The 18,261-nt window shown below is 63.3% G+C and carries 19 protein-coding genes; 6 read left to right on the top strand and 13 right to left on the bottom strand.

What is annotated here, in order from left to right:
- Nucleotides 1–169 precede the first annotated feature (169 nt).
- The 5 genes from uvrB (at nt 170) to AB3X94_RS16335 (ending at nt 5,951) form a co-directional block, all read left to right on the top strand.
- Nucleotides 170–2,263, top strand: a complete 2,094-nt coding sequence (gene uvrB / locus AB3X94_RS16355) for an excinuclease ABC subunit UvrB (RefSeq protein ID WP_176109086.1) — start codon at nt 170–172, stop codon at nt 2,261–2,263.
- Between the two features lie 342 nt (nt 2,264–2,605).
- Nucleotides 2,606–3,154: an iron transporter gene (locus AB3X94_RS16350; protein ID WP_176109085.1), complete on the top strand. Its 549-nt coding sequence runs from the start codon at nt 2,606–2,608 to the stop codon at nt 3,152–3,154.
- A gap of 112 nt (nt 3,155–3,266) precedes the next feature.
- Nucleotides 3,267–3,599: a cupredoxin domain-containing protein gene (locus tag AB3X94_RS16345; protein WP_013088988.1), complete on the top strand. Its 333-nt coding sequence runs from the start codon at nt 3,267–3,269 to the stop codon at nt 3,597–3,599.
- A 100-nt stretch (nt 3,600–3,699) separates the two neighbouring features.
- Entirely contained in the window at nt 3,700–4,545 is an 846-nt protein-coding gene (locus AB3X94_RS16340) for an FTR1 family protein (protein ID WP_176109084.1), read from the top strand.
- Nucleotides 4,542–5,951 (top strand): 4Fe-4S binding protein, encoded by a 1,410-nt coding sequence (locus tag AB3X94_RS16335; protein WP_368612086.1) that lies wholly within the window; start codon nt 4,542–4,544, stop codon nt 5,949–5,951. Before AB3X94_RS16340 ends, AB3X94_RS16335 begins: the two co-directional genes overlap by 4 nt.
- Before the next feature lie 296 nt (nt 5,952–6,247).
- Here AB3X94_RS16335 and hemP read toward each other — a convergent pair whose 3' ends face one another.
- From hemP to AB3X94_RS16315, 4 genes are all read right to left on the bottom strand, one after another.
- Nucleotides 6,248–6,508, bottom strand: a complete 261-nt coding sequence (hemP, locus tag AB3X94_RS16330; RefSeq protein ID WP_176109082.1) for a hemin uptake protein HemP — start codon at nt 6,506–6,508, stop codon at nt 6,248–6,250.
- A gap of 185 nt (nt 6,509–6,693) precedes the next feature.
- Nucleotides 6,694–7,179, bottom strand: a complete 486-nt coding sequence (locus tag AB3X94_RS16325) for an SRPBCC family protein (RefSeq protein ID WP_368612085.1) — start codon at nt 7,177–7,179, stop codon at nt 6,694–6,696.
- Nucleotides 7,180–7,265: 86 nt separating this feature from the next.
- Entirely contained in the window at nt 7,266–7,664 is a 399-nt protein-coding gene (locus tag AB3X94_RS16320) for an OsmC family protein (RefSeq protein WP_176109080.1), read from the bottom strand.
- A 147-nt stretch (nt 7,665–7,811) separates the two neighbouring features.
- A complete protein-coding gene (locus AB3X94_RS16315) occupies nt 7,812–8,690 on the bottom strand; it encodes a pirin family protein (protein ID WP_368612084.1) in 879 nt (292 codons plus the stop codon).
- 122 nt (nt 8,691–8,812) lie between these two features.
- Between AB3X94_RS16315 and AB3X94_RS16310 the strand changes: the two genes are divergently transcribed.
- Nucleotides 8,813–9,820 carry a LysR family transcriptional regulator gene (locus tag AB3X94_RS16310; protein ID WP_176123511.1) on the top strand — a complete coding sequence of 336 codons (1,008 nt, stop codon included), beginning with the start codon at nt 8,813–8,815 and terminating at the stop codon, nt 9,818–9,820.
- Nucleotides 9,821–10,246: 426 nt separating this feature from the next.
- Here AB3X94_RS16310 and AB3X94_RS16305 read toward each other — a convergent pair whose 3' ends face one another.
- From AB3X94_RS16305 to AB3X94_RS16265, 9 genes are all read right to left on the bottom strand, one after another.
- Nucleotides 10,247–10,666 carry a biopolymer transporter ExbD gene (locus tag AB3X94_RS16305; RefSeq protein WP_176109077.1) on the bottom strand — a complete coding sequence of 140 codons (420 nt, stop codon included), beginning with the start codon at nt 10,664–10,666 and terminating at the stop codon, nt 10,247–10,249.
- Between the two features lie 16 nt (nt 10,667–10,682).
- Complete coding sequence (locus tag AB3X94_RS16300; protein WP_368612083.1) at nt 10,683–11,414, bottom strand: MotA/TolQ/ExbB proton channel family protein; 732 nt, start codon at nt 11,412–11,414, stop codon at nt 10,683–10,685.
- 28 nt (nt 11,415–11,442) lie between these two features.
- Nucleotides 11,443–12,183 carry an energy transducer TonB gene (locus AB3X94_RS16295; RefSeq protein WP_176109075.1) on the bottom strand — a complete coding sequence of 247 codons (741 nt, stop codon included), beginning with the start codon at nt 12,181–12,183 and terminating at the stop codon, nt 11,443–11,445.
- A gap of 327 nt (nt 12,184–12,510) precedes the next feature.
- Entirely contained in the window at nt 12,511–12,768 is a 258-nt protein-coding gene (locus AB3X94_RS16290; RefSeq protein WP_368612082.1) for a bacterioferritin-associated ferredoxin, read from the bottom strand.
- A 148-nt stretch (nt 12,769–12,916) separates the two neighbouring features.
- On the bottom strand, nt 12,917–13,804 hold the full coding sequence (gene murI, locus AB3X94_RS16285; protein ID WP_176109073.1) for a glutamate racemase: 888 nt from the start codon (nt 13,802–13,804) through the stop codon (nt 12,917–12,919).
- A gap of 166 nt (nt 13,805–13,970) precedes the next feature.
- The gene (gene bfr, locus AB3X94_RS16280) at nt 13,971–14,450 is read right to left on the bottom strand and encodes a bacterioferritin (protein WP_176109072.1); all 480 of its coding nucleotides are present in this window, start codon (nt 14,448–14,450) and stop codon (nt 13,971–13,973) included.
- Between the two features lie 201 nt (nt 14,451–14,651).
- Nucleotides 14,652–16,175 carry a fumarate hydratase gene (locus AB3X94_RS16275; protein ID WP_176109071.1) on the bottom strand — a complete coding sequence of 508 codons (1,524 nt, stop codon included), beginning with the start codon at nt 16,173–16,175 and terminating at the stop codon, nt 14,652–14,654.
- Between the two features lie 48 nt (nt 16,176–16,223).
- Entirely contained in the window at nt 16,224–16,793 is a 570-nt protein-coding gene (locus AB3X94_RS16270; RefSeq protein WP_217709947.1) for a TIGR00645 family protein, read from the bottom strand.
- Nucleotides 16,794–17,000: 207 nt separating this feature from the next.
- Nucleotides 17,001–17,903 carry a DMT family transporter gene (locus tag AB3X94_RS16265; protein WP_368612081.1) on the bottom strand — a complete coding sequence of 301 codons (903 nt, stop codon included), beginning with the start codon at nt 17,901–17,903 and terminating at the stop codon, nt 17,001–17,003.
- Nucleotides 17,904–18,261: the final 358 nt, after the last annotated feature.

Here is an 18,261-nt window from a genome sequence, read left to right as displayed (position 1 = left end):
TCGCGCGACCCGGCCAAGGTGCGCTGTCCTTCGCCTCGCGCACAAGTCCGCAAAGGGCCATGACACGCCGCCGCCCGCACGGCCCGCGCCTCCCTACGTAACCCCGCTCGATCTTCGCTTTCCGCAACCCGTTAGAATGATTCTTTGCCCAAGGCCGGTGCCGCCCCTCATGTCCGAACACCATCTGACTGAAGCCGACGATACGCTCGACGAATCCAAATTCATCACGTTCGACGGTTCGCCGTTCAAGCTCTACCAGCCGTATCCGCCCGCCGGCGACCAGCCCACGGCCATCGAGACGCTCGTCGAAGGCGTCGGCGATGGTCTCGCGTTCCAGACGCTGCTCGGCGTGACCGGCTCCGGCAAGACCTTCACGATGGCCAACACGATCGCGCGCCTCGGCCGCCCGGCGATCGTGTTCGCGCCGAACAAGACGCTCGCCGCGCAGCTGTACTCGGAGTTCCGCGAGTTCTTTCCGCGCAACGCGGTCGAATACTTCGTCTCGTACTACGACTACTACCAGCCGGAAGCGTACGTGCCGCAGCGCGATCTGTTCATCGAGAAAGACTCGTCGATCAACGAGCATATCGAGCAGATGCGGCTTTCGGCGACCAAGAGCCTGATGGAGCGGCGCGACGTGGTGATCGTCGCGACGGTGTCGGCGATTTACGGTATCGGCAATCCGTCCGAATACCACCAGATGATCCTCACGCTGCGCACCGGCGACCGGCTCGGCCAGCGCGATGTCATCGCGCGGCTGATCGCGATGCAGTACAGCCGCAACGAAGCCGACTTCCAGCGCGGCTCGTTCCGCGTGCGCGGCGATACGATCGATATCTTCCCGGCCGAGCACGCCGAGATGGCGGTGCGCGTCGAGCTGTTCGACGACGAAGTCGAAACGCTGCAGCTGTTCGATCCGCTCACCGGTCGGGTGCGGCAGAAGATTCCGCGCTTTACCGTGTATCCGTCGTCGCACTACGTGACGCCGCGCGACACCGTGCTGCGCGCGGTCGAAACGATCAAGGCCGAACTGCGCGAGCGGCTCGAGTTCTTCTATAGCGAAGGCAAGCTCGTCGAGGCGCAGCGGCTCGAGCAGCGCACCCGCTTCGACCTTGAAATGCTGCAGGAGCTCGGATTCTGCAAGGGCATCGAGAACTATTCGCGGCATTTCTCGGGCGCGGCGCCGGGCGAGCCGCCGCCGACGCTCGTCGATTACCTGCCGCCCGACGCGATCATGATGCTCGACGAATCGCACGTGCTGATCGGCCAGCTGAACGGCATGTACAACGGCGACCGCGCGCGCAAGGAAAACCTCGTCGATTACGGCTTCCGGCTGCCGTCGGCGCTCGACAACCGGCCGCTCAAGTTCAACGAGTTCGAGCGCAAGATGCGCCAGGTCGTGTTCGTGTCGGCGACGCCGGCCGACTACGAAAAGAAGACCTCAGGGCAGGTCGCCGAACAGCTGGTGCGCCCGACCGGCCTCGTCGATCCCGAAATCGAGGTGCGGCCGGCGCGCAGCCAGGTCGACGACGTGCTCAGCGAAATCAACGAGCGCATCAAGGCCGGTGATCGGGTGCTCGTCACGACACTGACCAAGCGGATGGCCGAGCAGCTCACCGAGTTTCTGGCCGACCACGGCATCAAGGTGCGCTATCTGCACAGCGACATCGACACGGTCGAGCGCGTCGAAATCATCCGCGATCTGCGTCTCGGCGCGTTCGACGTGCTGGTCGGCATCAACCTGCTGCGCGAGGGGCTCGATATTCCCGAGGTGTCGCTGGTCGCGATTCTGGACGCGGACAAGGAAGGCTTCCTGCGCGCGGAGCGTTCGCTGATCCAGACCATCGGCCGGGCGGCGCGTAACGTGAACGGCAAGGCGATCCTCTACGCGGACAACATCACCGACTCGATGCGTCGCGCGATCGACGAAACCGAGCGGCGCCGGGCCAAGCAGATCGCGTTCAACGCCGCGCACGGCATTACGCCGCGTGGGGTCGTGAAACGGATTCGCGACATCATCGACGGCGTGTACAACGTCGACGAAGCGCGCGCCGAGTTGAAGGAGCAGCAGACCCGCGCGAAGTTCGAGGACATGTCCGAGAAGCAACTCGCCAAGGAAATCAAGCGCCTCGAAAAGCAGATGATGGAGCACGCGAAGAATCTCGAATTCGAGAAAGCCGCGCAGACCCGCGACCAGCTGGCGCTGCTGCGTCAGCGCGTGTTCGGCGCGAATGTCGGCGATCACGTGTCGGGCGTCGACTAATTGACGTTTCCCTCCACCGCTTTTGTCCACCATGAAAGGGCGCGGCCGCTCGCCACGCCCTTTCTCATTGGCCGGTACTCGAGCTCCCGCGGGAGCCGTCCGGAGCGGTCACTTTGGCCGTGACGAATTCCGTCCCACCTTCCTCGATACACAAAGATTTTCTTAAGCCAACCTTAAAACCATGCTGGCATGAGGCCGAGCGCACTAACAGGTTTGTTCTCATCAGCGATCGATGATAAACTCAACCAATATTGAGAATGGTTCGCATTTAAATTCACATCTGACTTGCGGCCCCGTGTTTCAATGAAATCGATTCCAGTCTGATAAAAACAAGGAGCATCAATGCGGATTTCTTCCTTTGTGCAGGGTGGCGCGGCAACGGTAGCCGCAGTCGCGGCGCTGTCGGCCTCGGCCGCCGAATATCCGATCGGCAAGCAGCAGATCCAGGGTGGCATGGAAATCGGCGTGGTCTACCTGCAGCCGATCACGATGGAGCCCGAAGGCATGATGCGCAAGGCGTCGGATTCGGACATCCATCTCGAGTCCGACATTCACGCGGTCAAGAACAATCCGACCGGTTTCGCCGAAGGCGACTGGATGCCTTATCTGCAGGTGCGCTACGAACTGACGAAGGCCGGCTCGAACCAGCCGTTGAAGGGCGACCTGATGGCGATGGTCGCGAACGACGGTCCGCACTACGGCGACAACGTCAAGCTGCAAGGCCCGGGCAAGTATCACCTGAAGCTGATCGTGGAACCGCCGATGCAGATGGGCCACATGGCGTTCGGCCGCCACGTCGACAAGGAAACCGGCGTGGGTCCGTGGTTCAAGCCCATCACGCTCGAATATGACTTCACCTTCGCTGGCATCGGCAAGAAGGGCGGTTACTGATCGGCGCGCGATGCAAACGCGGTCGCTCGACGTATCAGTGAATGCAGCAGACGGCGCGCGGACAGTCGGTGTGATACCCGGCGTCGGCGCGTCGCGTTTTCCGGAAAGGGCAATGGGAATCAACCGAAAGATCACGATGCTTGCCGCCACGTTTTGCCTGGCGGCCACGGCTCACGCAGCCGACCTGCCGACCTTCAAGCTCGAAATGAACGACGGCAAGCTGAACCCTGCCCGCATCGAAGTGCCGGCGGGGCAGCGTATCAAAATCGAAGTGCGTAACACCGGCAAGGGCGCGGCGGAATTCGAAAGCGTGCAATTGCGTAAAGAGAAGGTGCTGGCGCCGGGCGCCGATTCGTTCGTCGTGATCGCCCCGCTGGAGCCGGGCGAATACAAGTTTTTCGACGACTTTCATCAGCAGGCGCAGGGCGTGATCGTCGCGAAGTAAGCAGTGGTCTCGATCGGCGGCGAGCGCCGCGGGAAGCGGGTGCTGTCGTTCGAGCGAGACAACGGAAGCGGGCAGTAGAAGGATCGAAGGGAGAGCTTGAATGGGTCAGATTCTGTTCATCGTGTGGCGGGAAAGTGTCGAGGCGCTGCTGGTCGTCGGCATCCTGTACGCGTGGTTGAAAAATGGCGACGACGACGCGCGCCGCGGCCTGCCGTACCTGTGGGGCGGCCTGGCGGCCGGCGTGATCGCGGCGGTAGCGCTCGGCGCGGCGCTGGTCGGCTTCACCGAGGTGCTCTCCGGTGACGCGCAGGATTACTTCCAGACCGCGATGGTGCTCATCGCCTGCGTGCTGATCGTGCAGATGGTGCTGTGGATGAAGCAGCACGGCCGCACGCTGAAGCGCGACATGGAACAGTCGCTGCAAAAGAGCAAGCGCGATTCGAACTGGTGGGGTGTCGCGCTGCTGGTCGCGCTGGCGATCGCGCGCGAAGGCAGCGAAACGGTCATCTTCCTGTACGGCCTCGGCTTCGGCCAGTCGGGTCATGTCGACGGCAGCCAGATGCTCGCTGTCGCGATCGGTCTCGCGCTCGCATTCCTGACCTTCTACGTGTTGCAGCTCGGCGGCAAGATCATCTCGTGGCGGGTCTTTTTCCGCGTCACCGAAATCATGCTGCTGTTCCTCGGCGCGGGGCTGTTCCAGACCGGCATCGACAAGCTGATCGACAAGGAAATCCTGCCGACGCTCGTCGACCAGCTGTGGAATTCGTCGGCGATCCTCGATGATTCGAGCACCTTCGGTTCGCTCGTCGCGACGCTGACCGGCTACCGTGCGCATCCGGCACTGATGAATCTGCTTGCCTATGCCGTCTACTGGGCGGTCGTTTATCTGCTGGTGCGCCGCGCCACTCGCAAGCCCGCGCAGCAAACAGCAGGGCGCGCGGCATGAGCGCCGTGATGGCTTCGCGGCCGGGCCGCCTCGCGGCGGTCGGCCAGTGGATGCAGCGCCATGGCGCGGTGATTCGTGGCATCCAATGGGTCGTGGTCGCGGTGTACGCGGTCCTGATCATCGCGCCCGCGCTGATGCCGCTGCCGGACGATACCGCGCATCTGTGGAGCAACCTGACGCTCGCCGCGCAGTTTGTGTTCTGGGGCATCTGGTGGCCGTTCGTGCTGCTGTCGATGGTGATGCTCGGCCGCGTCTGGTGCGGCGTGCTGTGCCCGGAGGGCGCGCTCGCCGAGTTCGCGAGCAAGTACGGCCGCGGCCGCGCGATTCCGCACTGGATGCGCTGGGGCGGCTGGCCCTTCGTTGCGTTCGGCATCACGACGATCTACGGCCAGATGGTGAGCGTCTACCAGTATCCGAAAGCGGTGCTGCTGGTGCTCGGCGGCTCGACTTTCGCGGCCATCGTGATCGGTCTGCTGTACGGACGCGAGAAGCGCGTCTGGTGCAAATACCTGTGCCCCGTCAACGGGGTTTTTTCGCTTCTGGCGCGCCTCGCGCCGTTTCACTACAAGGTCGACGAAGACGCGTGGCGCCGTTCGTACACCAACGGCGAGCATGGGCACCGGGTGATTCCGATCAACTGCGCGCCGCTCGTGCCATTGCGCAACATGAAGGGCGCGGCCGACTGCCATATGTGCGGCCGCTGCAGCGGACACCGTGATGCGATCGAGCTGACGTGGCGCAAGCCGTCGACGGAAGTCGTGCAGTTGGGCGACAAAAAGGCGAATCCGTGGGACACCGCGCTGATCCTGTACGGCCTGCTCGGCATCGCGATCGGTGCGTTCCACTGGACCGCGTCGCGCTGGTTCATCGACCTGAAGATGTTCGCGGCGAGCTGGCTTGTCGATCACGACATCACGTGGCCGCTCGAGACCAATGCCCCGTGGTTCCTGTTCACGCATTACCCCGACCAGAACGACGTGTTCTCGTGGCTCGACGGCTCGCTGCTGATCGGCTACATCCTCGCGACGGCGCTCGTCTATGGCACCGCGCTGCTGCTGTTGCTGACGGGCGCCACGCGCATGCTCGGGCGCTTCAACGCAACGCGGTTGCATCACTTGACGCAGGGGCTGATTCCGATTGCGGGCGCGGGTGTGTTCCTCGGTTTGTCGGCGACGACGCTGTCGCTGCTGCGCGCCGAGCACGTGTCACTGTGGTGGGCGTCGGATCTGCGCATCGCGATCCTCGTGATTGCCAGCGCGTGGAGCGCATGGCTCGCGTGGCTCGTCACGCGTCGCTATAGCGAGCGCTTCGTGCAGCGCGCGCTGGCGATGCTGTGGTTCGTCGCGGCGCTGGCGGTCGTCAATAGCGCGTGGTGGCTGATGTTCTGGGGCTGGGCGTCGAAGTAAGTGTTGGCCTGGGTTCGGTGCGAACGCAGGCGCAAGCGCAAAGAAAGCAAGCGCAAAAGCCGTGGAATGGCAACATCCCACGGCTTTTTCATTTTGAACTTCAGCGATGTGCGCCGTTGCGCGCTTCTGCTTTCGAATGAGAACCAAAAAAACGGCCTGGCTTGCTGCGACGGCTGGCTTGGTGTCTGCACGAAGGGGTCTAGTTCTCGCGTGCAAGCCGTCGTGGCTGGCTAATGCCTAACACCTCTCGGGGAGGTGGTCCCCACAATACCCGGTACTTACTTCGTGTTGCGTTGCTACTTCGTCAGGATCAGCTTGCCGAGGCGCGTCGCACGTAACTGGTACGTCTCGCCGTTGTGCACGATGCTGATGTGACTATGGCCTTGCAGCAGCGCGTCGCTGCGCACGACCCGTTCCGCCGTCTCGCCTTGGCCGGCGGTGCGTTCCGCGGTGGGCTTCGCCGCTTGCGCAGTCGTCGTCGACGGCTTCGTGCGGCTGGTTAGCGCGGCCGCCGAGCGGCGCAGGCTGAGCGTGGTGGAGCGAGTCATATCGGTCATTCGTTCTAGCTTGTTCGTCGATTCGATGGGATGATTCTAAATGATAACTATTCCTATTTACAAGGGCGAGAAATTCATCGGATTCGACTTCTGATAGCTGAATGAAATGTGCGGCTAGACGACGGCCTTGGGGCCATCCTGAACATGGCCCCGTAGCGGCGCGGGCGAGACGCCCGCGCGGTTTCTCAGTGCAACGGCCCCGGTTCCTGTTTGGTCGCGACGTACTGGCGGATCAGTCTCACCGTGTCGATATCGTTCTCGCGATACGCGGACTTGACGATCTCCTGCGTCCGCACGGCGTCCTGATCGGTCGTCGAGACGGGCAGCGTGGTCGCGTACTCGAAGCGCAGGAACAACTGCAGTTCGTCGGGTTGCTCGATCGTCATCGTCAGTGAGCCGCCAACGTGTTCGGCGGTCGGCAGGATGTCGTAGCGCACGCTGTTGCTTTCCTGCAGCGTGACGCGATCGCGCACGGTGGCCTGGCCGTAGTGCAACTCACGCTCGAGCACATTGCCGTCGCGCGACAGGATCGTGCAGCTGTCGAGACCCATCACGAACAGTTGCGGCTGCTCGGCGCGCAACACGAGACCTTCCCACAGCTGCTCGCGGGTCATCGATTCGACGAGGGGATTCAACGGATCGTTGATCTGAATGAGGTGTTCGAAATTCAAGTCGACTGCGTCCTATGAAAATATTGCAATGCCCGTGGCCCGAACGGGCGACGTCCGACCGTCCTATGCATCGTCTGGTGCGCCTGTTAAGCGACGGCGAGCGCGGAGCGGATCGAGATCGTGTGCGTGAGGATCTTGTGCACCGGGCATGCATTGGCAATTTGCAAAAGCCGTTCCCGCTGCTCGTCGGACAGTTCGCCATCGAGCATGATCTGACGGTCGATCGTCGAGCCCGCGTCGCCGGTTTCCATCGACAGTTTGACCCGTACGCTCGCGAGCGGCCAGCCTTTGCGCTGCGCGTACATCTTCAGCGTGATCGACGTGCACGCGCCGAGGCTCGACAGCAGCAGCGAGACCGGTGTCGGGCCGCGGTCGCCGCCGCCTAGCGATTCGGGTTCGTCGGCAATCCATGTGTGCTTGCCGTCGTCGAACACGACCTGGAAATTCGTCGAACCGATGTGGGCGGTGACGGTGGGCTCTGCCATGCGCGCTCCTATGATAGCGATCATATTGGGTCGCGCGCGTCGGACTGTTGCAATCAACGCGGCTCGCGCGACATCAGCCGATATTGTGACCGAATTTACCGTTGTTCGCGCCCCGAGAGGGGCGATCTGGCGGCGCGCGTTAGCCGGTCAATGCGTGATCGCGCCCATCCGCCCGGCCTGATAGTCGACCACCGCCTGACGGATCTCGTCCTCGGTATTCATCACGAACGGGCCATAGCGCACCACCGGCTCCTTCAGCGGTACGCCGCCGAGCAGCAGCACTTCGAGCGGTTCGTCGCCGGCCGTGATGGTCACCGTGTCGCCGTCGTTGGCGAACACGACCATCGTGCGCGCGTCGATGTCGGCGCGCGCGTCGCCTTCGCCATACACGCCCTTGCCGGACAGCCCATACGCGAACACGCGATAGTCGGCCGGCACCGGTTGGCGGATCGTCGCGCCCGACTGCAGAGAGAAATGCTGATACAGGATCGGCGTACGCGTTTCGATCGCGGCCTTGATGCCGAGCGCCTCGCCCGCGATGACCTTGACGCGCACCCGGCCGTCTTCGGACGTCGCGACTGGGATGCGTGCCGACGGGATCTCCTGGTAGCGCGGCGCGATCATCTTGTCGCGACGCGGCAGGTTCACCCATAACTGCAGGCCGTGCACGCGCCCGCCAGTGCGCGTGAATTCCGGGTCGGGCATTTCGCTATGCACGACGCCCGCGCCCGCGGTCATCCACTGGACGTCGCCGGCGTGCAGCGTGCCCGAATGACCCGCCGAGTCCTTGTGGCCGAACTGGCCTTCGAGCACGTAGGTGACCGTCTCGAAGCCGCGATGCGGATGATCGGGCGCGCCGATGGCCTCGCCCGGCGCATAGTCGACCGGCCCCATTTCGTCGAGCAGCAGGAACGGATCGAAGTCCATCAGGAGACGCGTCGGAAACGGTCGATGAACGACGAATCCGCCGCCTTCCACCGTGCGAACCGACGGAAACGTGCGTTCGATCGTACGTGACGTAGTCATCAATATCACCTCGAAAAATGGGGAATAGCGTTATTTCTGAAACATGGAGCTATTATAGGGACCGTTTTTCGCGGTGCCAGCCGCCCCTCAGCAATGGATTGTTCTGTTTATGGAACGATGAGATGAAGATCGATTCACACAACCTGAACGACCTGATGTACTTTTCGCAGGTCGTCGAACATGGCGGATTTTCGGCCGCCGAGCGGGTGTTGGGCATCTCGAAGTCGCGCCTGTCGCGCCGGCTCACGGAGTTGGAGGCGTCGCTCGGCGTGCGGCTGTTGCAGCGTTCCACTCGCAAGCTCGCGCTGACGGAAGCGGGGCAGCTGTTCTACCAGCACTGTCAGGCGATGCTCAGCGAAGCGCAGGCGGCGGTCAATGTCGTGCAGCAGCTGCGCTCGTCGCCGCGTGGCACGGTGCGCGTCAGCGTGCCGGTCACGATCTCGCAGACGATTCTGTCGACGATCCTGCCGGAATTCATGCACCGCTATCCGGAAGTGCGCGTCGTGATGCGCGTGACCAATCGCGTGGTCGATCTGTTCGAGGATTCGATCGACGTCGCGCTGCGCGTGCGTTCCGATCCGCCGGAAAACGCGAACATCGTCGTGCGGCCGCTGTGGCGCACCGAGCAGATGCTGGTCGGCGCGCCGAGCCTGCTGCAGCAGAATGCGCCGCCGTTGACGCCGGCCGACCTGAACCGCTTCGAAACACTCGACGTGCCGACGAGCGACGGCCGCCACGTGTACAACCTGATCTCGCCCGACGGTACGCGCCATGCTCACGAGCACGAGCCGCGTCTCGTGACCGCCGATCTGATGACGATTCGCGAGGCGGTGCTGGCCGGTGTCGGCATCGCCGCATTGCCCGAGATGATGTATGGCGCCGCGTTGAGGGCGGGACTGTTGTCACCCGTGATGCCGGGCTGGAGTTTTCCGACGCCGCAGTTGTACGCGGTGTTCGTATCGCGTCAGGGCATGGTGCCGGCCGTGCGCGCGTTCGTCGATTATCTGGTCGAGATGCTCGATCCCGATGAAGGTAAGCACATCATGGGCGAGTGTCCTGCGCACGGCAACAAAACGGTGGCACAGGCATCGGTTGCGGCGGCGGCTCCGGTTGCGTCGACGGTGGCTTAATCAGGCGCTTGAGGAAACTCAAGAGGCGCACGGTACGCTGCGGCCGCTATCGTGCTTCGCAAATCGCTTTTAGCATTTAAGCGTGGCCTGTTATGGTTACTTTCAATGGCCGTTTGCTTGAATGCGCGCGCGCACAGGAATATAGTGAAATCCCTTTCGCTAAGGAGTCTCCTATGCGAAAACTCATGGCCGCTATCATAGCGGGCCTGATAGGGCTGACCGCGTTGTCCGTGTCGACCACGGCCCTCGCATGCGGTGATAAAAGCTATCAGTCTTCGGCCGATGGCAAATGATCCCGCCGCCCGAAGGCGCCGAGCGCGCACAAAAAAGGCCTTCATCCGACGATGAAGGCCTTTTACTTTCTGGCCGTGTTTCAACGGGTTTTTCGCGTGGACGAGCGTTCTGCTTCGCGTGCCACGCGACCCGTTACTTCGTTTTGGGCTGCGTGACGAAGCCGATCTTCGTCAGTCCGCCAGCCTGCGCGGCAGACATAAACTGAGCGACCTTCTCGTAGGGCACCTTGCGGTCCGCATCGAGATGCAGTTCCGGCTGCGGGCTCGCCTGCGCGGCCGCGGCGATCTTCGCGGCGAGCGCCGCGTCGTCGACCTTGGTGCTATCCCACAGAACGTTGCCGTCCGCGTCGATCGACACCGTCACCTGCGCGGGCTTCGTGTCTTCCTTCTGACTGCTCGCATGCGGCAGATCGATCTTGACCGCGTGACGGATCACCGGAATCGTCACCATGAAGACGATCAGCAGAACCAGCATCACGTCGACGAGCGGCGTCATGTTGATCTCGTTCATCAGGCCGTCGTCATCGTCTCCGGCGAAAGGGCTCATTGCCATTGGAGTGCCTCGTCGATCAGTTGGCGCGGGTCGCGAGACGCAGGCCGTCGCCGCGCTTGGTCGACGACAGACGGGCACCCGTTACGAAGAACGCATGCAGGCCGTGCGCGAAGCGGCTCAGCTTCGCGACGATCGCCTTGTTGGCGCGCGTCAGCGCGTTGTAGCCGAGCACCGCCGGAATCGCGACGAACAGACCGAACGCGGTCATGATCAGCGCTTCGCCGACCGGGCCGGCCACCTGGTCGATCGACGACTGGCCGCTCGCGCCGATCGCGAGCAGCGCGTGATAGATGCCCCACACGGTGCCGAACAGGCCGACGAACGGCGCGGTGCTGCCGATCGACGCGAGAATCGCGAGACCGCTCTGCATGCGCGCGACGCTTTCGTCCATCGTGTCTTTCAGGCAGCGCGTGATCCAGTCCGACACGTCCATGCGGTCATGCAGATGCGGCTGCGTCTGGTGATGATGGTCGGCCGCTTCCTGGCCCGACAGCGCGAGCGCGAGGAACGGATTGTCATACGGCGTCGAGGCGCCGCCGCCGAGCTTCTTCACGCCGTCGGCGAGGTCGTCCGAATGCCAGAACGCCTGCTCGGCGTTCTTCGTCAGGCGCTTCAGGCGCACCACATTGCAGCCCTTGACGATGATCACGCTCCACGACATCACCGACATGATCAACAGTGCGAGCGCGATACCGCGCGTCACGAAATCCCCTTGCGCCCACACGTGCGCCAATCCGTAGTTTTGCATCGCAATTCCTTGTTTTTGAAAGCTTGCTTCAGTCGGTCAGATTGAAGTTGAAAGGCTGGGTGTACGCGGCTCTGACGGGCTCGCCGTTCTCGAGATACGGTTTGCAGGCGCTCGCGCGCACGGCCGCGACGGCCGCGTCGTCGAGACGGCTAAAGCCGCTGCTCTTCTTCAACTCGATGCTTTCGAGCTTGCCGGTCAGGCCGACCACGAAATGGACGTACGCCGTGCCGGCCTCGCCGCGGCGCCGCGACAGCGCAGGGTAGTCCGGATGTGCGATGTTGCAATCGAGATGCGACACGTTCTTTGGCGCACTGATGTCCATCGTCTGTTTGCCGATCGCGGGCGCTGCCGCGGCGGGCGGCGTCGCCGGTGCGGCAGGCGCGGGTGGTGTCGGATCGGGCGCCGCGACGGGCGTCGGCGACGGCGCAGCGGCCTCGGGCAACGGAGTCGGAGTGGGAGTCGGCTTTGGCGTCGGGGCCGGCTTCGGCTGGACTTTCGGCTTCGTATGGACGGGCGGCGTCGGCTGAGGCGGCGGTGCGATCGATTGCAGCGCGGCCGGTGCGGCGATCGGTGCTGGCGGCAGCAGCTCCGCGGTCATCACGTGCGATTCGAGCGCGACCTGCACGGGCTCGTGACGCAGCGTCATGATCACGGCGAGCAGCGCGACGTGTACCGCGGCGACCACGGCGGTGGCCGTCAGCGCGCGGGAATTCGGGCGGGTGGACGACACGAGCGGGGCGCCTGCGGTAACGGGGTGCGGAGCCTGCATGGTCAGTGTGGCAGCGCACCGTTCGGGCGGCGCGGCGGACAGGACATCGTCATGTTCGGAAAATCAGCAGCGAAATGACCAAAGTAGTCACGAAACCAATCAGCAATTCCATCTCGAGCTCCTTTCGAAGGGGAGAGCGGGGTAGCTGGCTGGTACGAATACTGGCTTGCTGACGGCAGTGGGATAACGCGGTACGGCGGACTGTACTGCGGTTTTGTTGCAGACATGCGGCACTGTCAATGTCGCATTAAGCGTTACATTAAATGTGCATCAAGTATAGGGGCTTTCGGACACTGACACGGCTTGCACCGCGCCCCGCTAGCTAATTCAGGCTGCCTTGCGCTCGTAGAACGTGACCTGCACGACCTCGGCGATGCTCTGCACTTGCTGATGACGCTCGACCACAGCGCAACGACTCGCGCACACGCCGCTTTGCAGCATCACGTCGCGCACGGATTCCTCGCATTTGCCGCAGCACGAGGCGACGCCCAGTTCAAACTGCAACTCGTCGAACGAGTCGATGCCGTCCGCGATCGAGGAGCGGATGGTGCGGTCGGAAACGGATTTGCAAACACAGACGATCATGGCAGGCGTCATAGCTAACGTTAATGCGAATTATTATCATTTTGTTTGGTTCGTTTGACAAGCGTCGTCTGCGATTTTTTGTAACAAAACCAGCCTCTCAGAATGGATTTCGTCCGAAGGACGGGCAGCGGGTGAGCGAGATCCGGGTCTAGGCGGCGCGGGAATCCGATGCGGCTGTGCGGCGGGAGGGTATCAACACGTGCTCGACCGCAGCCTCGATCCGCAGCAGTGTGGCGGCCAATTGCTGTTGATGGATGCCGTCGTCGGTGGAGTAGAAGCGTGGTAGCGGCGTGCTTGCAGCCGGCGTGGCGGCGCGCAGGCCGTGCTGCTCGAGCACGCGTTCGAGTTGGCGAGCGATCGCCACACTCGTGTCGATCAGCGCGAGCCGCTCACCGACGATGTCGCGGATCGCAGCGTCGAGAAACGGGTAATGGGTGCAACCGAGCACCAGCGTGTCGGCGCCGGCGTCGAGCATCGGTTGCAGGTAGCTGCGCAGCAGTGCGCGCAGCTCGGCCGAGCCGACGTCGCAGCGCTCGACCGCCTGCACTAGCCCGTGCCCGGGCTGGCAGAGAAAGCGGCAATCGGCGGCGTAGCGTTCGAGCAGTCCCTGGAAGCGGGCGCTGCGCAGCGTCGCCTGGGTTGCCAGCACGCCAGCGACGCGGCTCCTGGATTGCAGTGCGGCGGGCTTGACGCCCGGTTCGACGCCGACTAGCGGAATCGGCAGCTTTTCGCGCACCAGCGCGATCGACTGCGCGGTCGCCGTATTGCACGCGACCACGAGCGCCTTCGCGCCTCGTGCGGCGAGCCATTCGCCGATCGCTAGCGTGCGGTCGGTGATGAAGTCGTCATCGCGCTCGCCATAAGGCGCGTACAGCGAATCGGCGACATACAGCAGCGCCTCCTCAGGCAGTTGCGCGCGCACCGCGCGCAGCACCGACAGTCCGCCGAGCCCCGAATCGAAAATACCGATCGGCGCCTGCGACGCGGCGCCAGCGGCAACACTGCGGACAGTCGGGGACGGCGCGGGGACGGGCATAGTGAAGAAAACGAGCGTGACGTGGTGGTCGAAGAAACAGGCGGAGCCAGGGGCAAAGCGCGAGCAAGCGCGCAAGTATATCGCCCACGCGGTACGGTCCGGGCGCGAATGCCTGCCCGGCAGGCATTCGCGCCGCTACCTCGCGGGATGCTTCAAGGTGCCTCGCTCAGGACTCGACCGAGCCCATCGCGCTTTGCTGGTAGTTCTGGATACCGACCTTGTCGATCAGATCGAGCTGGGTTTCGAGCCAGTCGATGTGCTCTTCCGTATCGTCGAGAATCTTCGTGAAGATTTCGCGCGAGATGAAATCGCGCACCGATTCGCAGTAGGCAATCGCCTCCTTGCAGGTGCTTTGCGAAATCTGTTCGAGCTTCAGATCGCATTCGAGGATCTCTTTGGTTTCCTCACCGATCAGCAGCTTGTGCAGGTCCTGCAGATTCGGCAGACCGTCGAGCATGAAGATCCGTTCGATCAGCATGTCGGCATGCTTCATTTCGCCGATCGACTCGTCGTACTCGTGCTTGCCGAGCTTATCGAGGCCCCAGTGACCGTACATCCGCGCATGCAGGAAGTACTGGTTGATCGCGGTCAGCTCGTTCTTCAGCTGCGCGTTCAGATATTCGATGACCTTCTTGTCGCCTTGCATGTTATTTCCTTTTTCGGGGACCTTGAATTTCCAACAACAATAAACGCCATGCCCCAAAAAGCCAAGAATCCGACACAAGTTTTGGCGGCGTTTGGCGCCTCGTGCGTGCGGCGCCTTGCGCATGCGTGATGCGGGGCAAAAAAAAGCCGGGACCGCAGCCCCGGCTTTTCGACCGATCCGAGTGGCGCTAATTGCGACTCATCAAGCCGTGGCGACCGGAATCTTGCCGATCTTGGCCTGCCATTCCTTCGGGCCGGTCTGGTGCACGGAGGTGCCGTTCGAATCGACGGCGACCGTGACCGGCATGTCTTGCACGTCGAACTCGTAGATCGCTTCCATACCGAGGTCTTCGAACGCGAGCACCTTCGCGCTGCGGATCGCCTTCGACACGAGGTACGCGGCACCGCCGACGGCCATCAGATACGCGGCCTTGTGCTTCTTGATCGCCTCGATCGCGACCGGGCCGCGCTCGGCCTTGCCGATCATCGAAATGAGGCCCGTTTGCGCGAGCATCGTCTCGGTGAACTTGTCCATCCGCGTCGCGGTGGTCGGGCCTGCCGGGCCGACCGCTTCGTCACGTACCGGATCGACCGGGCCGACGTAGTAGATCACGCGGTTGGTGAAATCGACCGGCAGCTTCTCGCCCTTCGCGAGCATGTCGGCGATGCGCTTGTGCGCGGCGTCGCGGCCCGTCAACATCTTGCCCGACAGCAGCAGCGTCTGGCCCGGCTTCCAGCCGGCCACTTCTTCCGGCGTCAGCGTGTTCAGATCGACGCGTTTGCTGGTTTCCGTGTTCGGTTCCCAGTGCACCTTCGGCCATGCGTCGAGCGACGGCGCTTCCAGCCTGGCGACGCCCGAACCGTCGAGCGTGAAGTGCGCGTGGCGGGTCGCCGCGCAGTTCGGGATGATCGCGATCGGCTTGGACGCGGCGTGCGTCGGCGCGGCCATGATCTTCACGTCGAGCACCGTGGACAGGCCACCGAGACCCTGCGCGCCAATACCGAGCGCGTTGACCTTCTCGTGCAGCTCGACGCGCAGCTCTTCGATCCAGTCCTTCGGGCCGCGTGCGATCACGTCCTGGATGTCGATCGGGTCCATCAGCGATTCCTTGGCCATCACCATCGCTTTCTCAGCGGTGCCGCCGATGCCGATGCCGAGCATGCCCGGCGGGCACCAGCCGGCGCCCATCGTCGGCACGGTCTTCAGAATCCAGTCGACGATCGAGTCCGACGGGTTCAGCATCGCGAACTTCGACTTGTTCTCCGAGCCGCCGCCCTTGGCCGCGACCTGCACGTCGACGGTGTTACCCGGCACGATCTCGTAGTGGATCACGGCCGGCGTGTTGTCCTTGGTGTTCTTGCGCGCGCCTTCGGGCGGGCTCACGATCGATGCGCGCAGCACGTTGTCCGGGTTCAGGTAACCGCGGCGCACGCCTTCGTTGATCATGTCGGTGACGCTCATCGTGGCGCCGTCCCAGCGCACGTCCATGCCGACCTTCACGAACACCGTGACGATGCCGGTGTCCTGGCAAATCGGGCGCTTGCCTTCGGCGCACAGGCGGCTGTTGGTCAGGATCTGCGCGATCGCGTCCTTCGCTGCCGGGCTCTGTTCGAGCTCGTATGCGCGGCCGAGCGCTTCGATGTAGTCGAGCGGATGGTAGTAGCTGATGTACTGCAGCGAATCAGCGATGCTCTGGATCAGATCTTCCTGTTTGATGACGGTCATGGCTAGCTCAGTGGGGAGGCGCTTGTTTTCGGATCGCAGCGCGTGCGGTCAGTCTTGCGCCTTCAGGGGAGTGGAAACCTTGATGCCGCCCACGGCGTGCAATGCCGCGGGCTCTTCGAAATGCTTGGGATGCGTGTGCGTGGTGAGGCGGTCGACGAGCGCCATCACGAGCGCGGATACGAGGAACGTGACGTGGATGATCACCTGCCACATGATCGTGTGCGTCGTGTTCTGGTCGGGGCTGATGAAGGTCTTCAGCAGATGGATCGACGAGATGCTGATCAGCGCCATCGACAGCTTCACTTTCAGCACGCCGGCGTTCACATGATCGAGCCATTCCGGTTCGTCCGGATGGCCGTCGAGGCCGAGGCGCGACACGAACGTTTCATACCCGCCGATGATCACCATGATCAGCAGGTTCGAGATCATCACCACGTCGATCAGGCCCAGCACGACGAGCATGATGCTGGTTTCGTCGAGCTTCATCGCGTCGGACACCAGATGCCAGACTTCCTTCAGGAACAGCACGACGTAGACTGCCTGCGCGACGATCAGCCCGAGATACAGCGGCACCTGCAGCCAACGGCTCATGAATACGAGGTGGGGCAGCGCGCGCATAGGGCGGCGCGGACGGGCGGAGGCGGGTCGCGAAGCGGACATAGGCAACGGTCAGATGAAGCGGGGGTGACGGAACACGGGCCAGGCGCCGACGGCGGTGCGGGGCGCGGCCATCGGAGGATCGCGAGACTCGCGTCGGGCGCCGTATTGTACCGCGTCGGTCGAATCTGCTGCTCTGCGGCGGGCAGCGCGCCCGCCACGCCCGAACTACGATGCGACCGGCGGCACGCTGCGCGCCTTCAGGCTCGCGAGACCGATACCGGCGACCACGCAGGCGAGCGCGATGCCGTGCGCGAGCGTGGGCCGCTCGCCGAGGAACACGATGCCGTAGAGCGCCGCGGCGACCGGCAGCACCGCGCTGAACACGCCGGCGAGACTGCCGGACACGTGGCGGATGCCTTTCATCCACAGCCAGAACGAGAAGATGCTGGCCGACAGCCCGTACCACAGCACCAGCATCCAGACGTTCGATGGCACCGCGCGATAGTCGAAATGCGCGAGCGCGCCGGCGCCGAGCGGCAGCATCAGCAACAGGCCGAACAGATGCGTGTACGCGCAGATGTCGATCGGCGCGAGCGTCTGCGTGAGGCGGCGCGACAGGATGATGTACAGCGATTCGCAGCACACCGCGCCGAGCACCATGAAGTTGCCCGCGAGCGAGCCGGTGGCGGCCGTCGCGTCCGCGCCCGCCTCGCCGTGCGCGACATTGATGACGACGACGCCGACGATCGCCAGCGCGATCGACGCGAGCGCGCGGCCGTCCGGCCGCTCCTTCAGGAGCAGCCACGACAGCAACGCGACGACCGCCGGAATCGTGCTCGTGATCACGCCGGCCGCGACCGCGCTGGTGCGCGCGACGCCGTTGAGCATCAGCAGCGTGAAGCCGAAGGTGCCGAATAGCGCTTGTAAAAACAGGTTGATCCATTCGTCGCGTTTGACGCGGCGCAGTTTGGTCACGCGCAGGAGCGGCCATAGCACGGCCATCGCGATGACGAAACGCAGCAGCGCGAACAGCGGGACGGGAACGAAGGCGACGATCGATTTACCGATTCCGACATTGCTGCCCACCAGCAGCATCGAGGTAATGAGAAGCAGGGCGTAGCGATTCAAGCTGGAATCCGGACGGCTAGTTCAGTTAGCATTGTAAGAGGCCGTGCGACCGGGCGTAAGGGTGCGAAGACGGGCGACCGGACGGTGCAACGGGTTCGCATCAGCGGCATGCGATGTGCTGCGGGTGAACATGGAACGCTCCGTAGAACGGGCGATCTTTTCCGCGCGCATCTCGTCTGATCAACGCTCAAGCACGTCGGTGGCTCGCCCGATCTAAGGGTTTTCGCTTGCAGATCAACACGATGTGCGTAAGTGGCCGGTAAGTTGCGGCGCTTATGGTTGAGCCTTGACGCGTGTTGATCGAGCAGGGTGCCTGCAAGCACGGATGTTGCGATGCCGCACGCGCGCGCGTTTGACG

Source organism: Paraburkholderia sp. BR10923 (assembly GCF_040948765.1).
In the GTDB taxonomy this organism is placed as follows: domain Bacteria; phylum Pseudomonadota; class Gammaproteobacteria; order Burkholderiales; family Burkholderiaceae; genus Paraburkholderia; species Paraburkholderia youngii.
This window is presented reverse-complemented; position numbering and strand designations above follow the sequence as displayed.

Excerpts from the sequence above, each read along its gene's own strand:
- AB3X94_RS16310 (WP_176123511.1), top strand. The coding sequence starts at position 8,813 with ATGAAGATCGATTCACACAACCTGAACGACCTGATGTACTTTTCGCAG.
- AB3X94_RS16305 (WP_176109077.1), bottom strand. The coding sequence starts at position 10,666 with ATGGCAATGAGCCCTTTCGCCGGAGACGATGACGACGGCCTGATGAAC.
- AB3X94_RS16295 (WP_176109075.1), bottom strand. The coding sequence starts at position 12,183 with ATGCAGGCTCCGCACCCCGTTACCGCAGGCGCCCCGCTCGTGTCGTCC.
- hemP (WP_176109082.1), bottom strand. The coding sequence starts at position 6,508 with ATGACCGATATGACTCGCTCCACCACGCTCAGCCTGCGCCGCTCGGCG.
- AB3X94_RS16300 (WP_368612083.1), bottom strand. The coding sequence starts at position 11,414 with ATGCAAAACTACGGATTGGCGCACGTGTGGGCGCAAGGGGATTTCGTG.
- AB3X94_RS16350 (WP_176109085.1), top strand. The coding sequence starts at position 2,606 with ATGCGGATTTCTTCCTTTGTGCAGGGTGGCGCGGCAACGGTAGCCGCA.
- AB3X94_RS16270 (WP_217709947.1), bottom strand. The coding sequence starts at position 16,793 with ATGCGCGCGCTGCCCCACCTCGTATTCATGAGCCGTTGGCTGCAGGTG.
- uvrB (WP_176109086.1), top strand. The coding sequence starts at position 170 with ATGTCCGAACACCATCTGACTGAAGCCGACGATACGCTCGACGAATCC.
- bfr (WP_176109072.1), bottom strand. The coding sequence starts at position 14,450 with ATGCAAGGCGACAAGAAGGTCATCGAATATCTGAACGCGCAGCTGAAG.
- AB3X94_RS16345 (WP_013088988.1), top strand. The coding sequence starts at position 3,267 with ATGGGAATCAACCGAAAGATCACGATGCTTGCCGCCACGTTTTGCCTG.
- AB3X94_RS16315 (WP_368612084.1), bottom strand. The coding sequence starts at position 8,690 with ATGACTACGTCACGTACGATCGAACGCACGTTTCCGTCGGTTCGCACG.
- AB3X94_RS16275 (WP_176109071.1), bottom strand. The coding sequence starts at position 16,175 with ATGACCGTCATCAAACAGGAAGATCTGATCCAGAGCATCGCTGATTCG.
- AB3X94_RS16340 (WP_176109084.1), top strand. The coding sequence starts at position 3,700 with ATGGGTCAGATTCTGTTCATCGTGTGGCGGGAAAGTGTCGAGGCGCTG.
- AB3X94_RS16335 (WP_368612086.1), top strand. The coding sequence starts at position 4,542 with ATGAGCGCCGTGATGGCTTCGCGGCCGGGCCGCCTCGCGGCGGTCGGC.
- murI (WP_176109073.1), bottom strand. The coding sequence starts at position 13,804 with ATGCCCGTCCCCGCGCCGTCCCCGACTGTCCGCAGTGTTGCCGCTGGC.
- AB3X94_RS16320 (WP_176109080.1), bottom strand. The coding sequence starts at position 7,664 with ATGGCAGAGCCCACCGTCACCGCCCACATCGGTTCGACGAATTTCCAG.
- AB3X94_RS16290 (WP_368612082.1), bottom strand. The coding sequence starts at position 12,768 with ATGATCGTCTGTGTTTGCAAATCCGTTTCCGACCGCACCATCCGCTCC.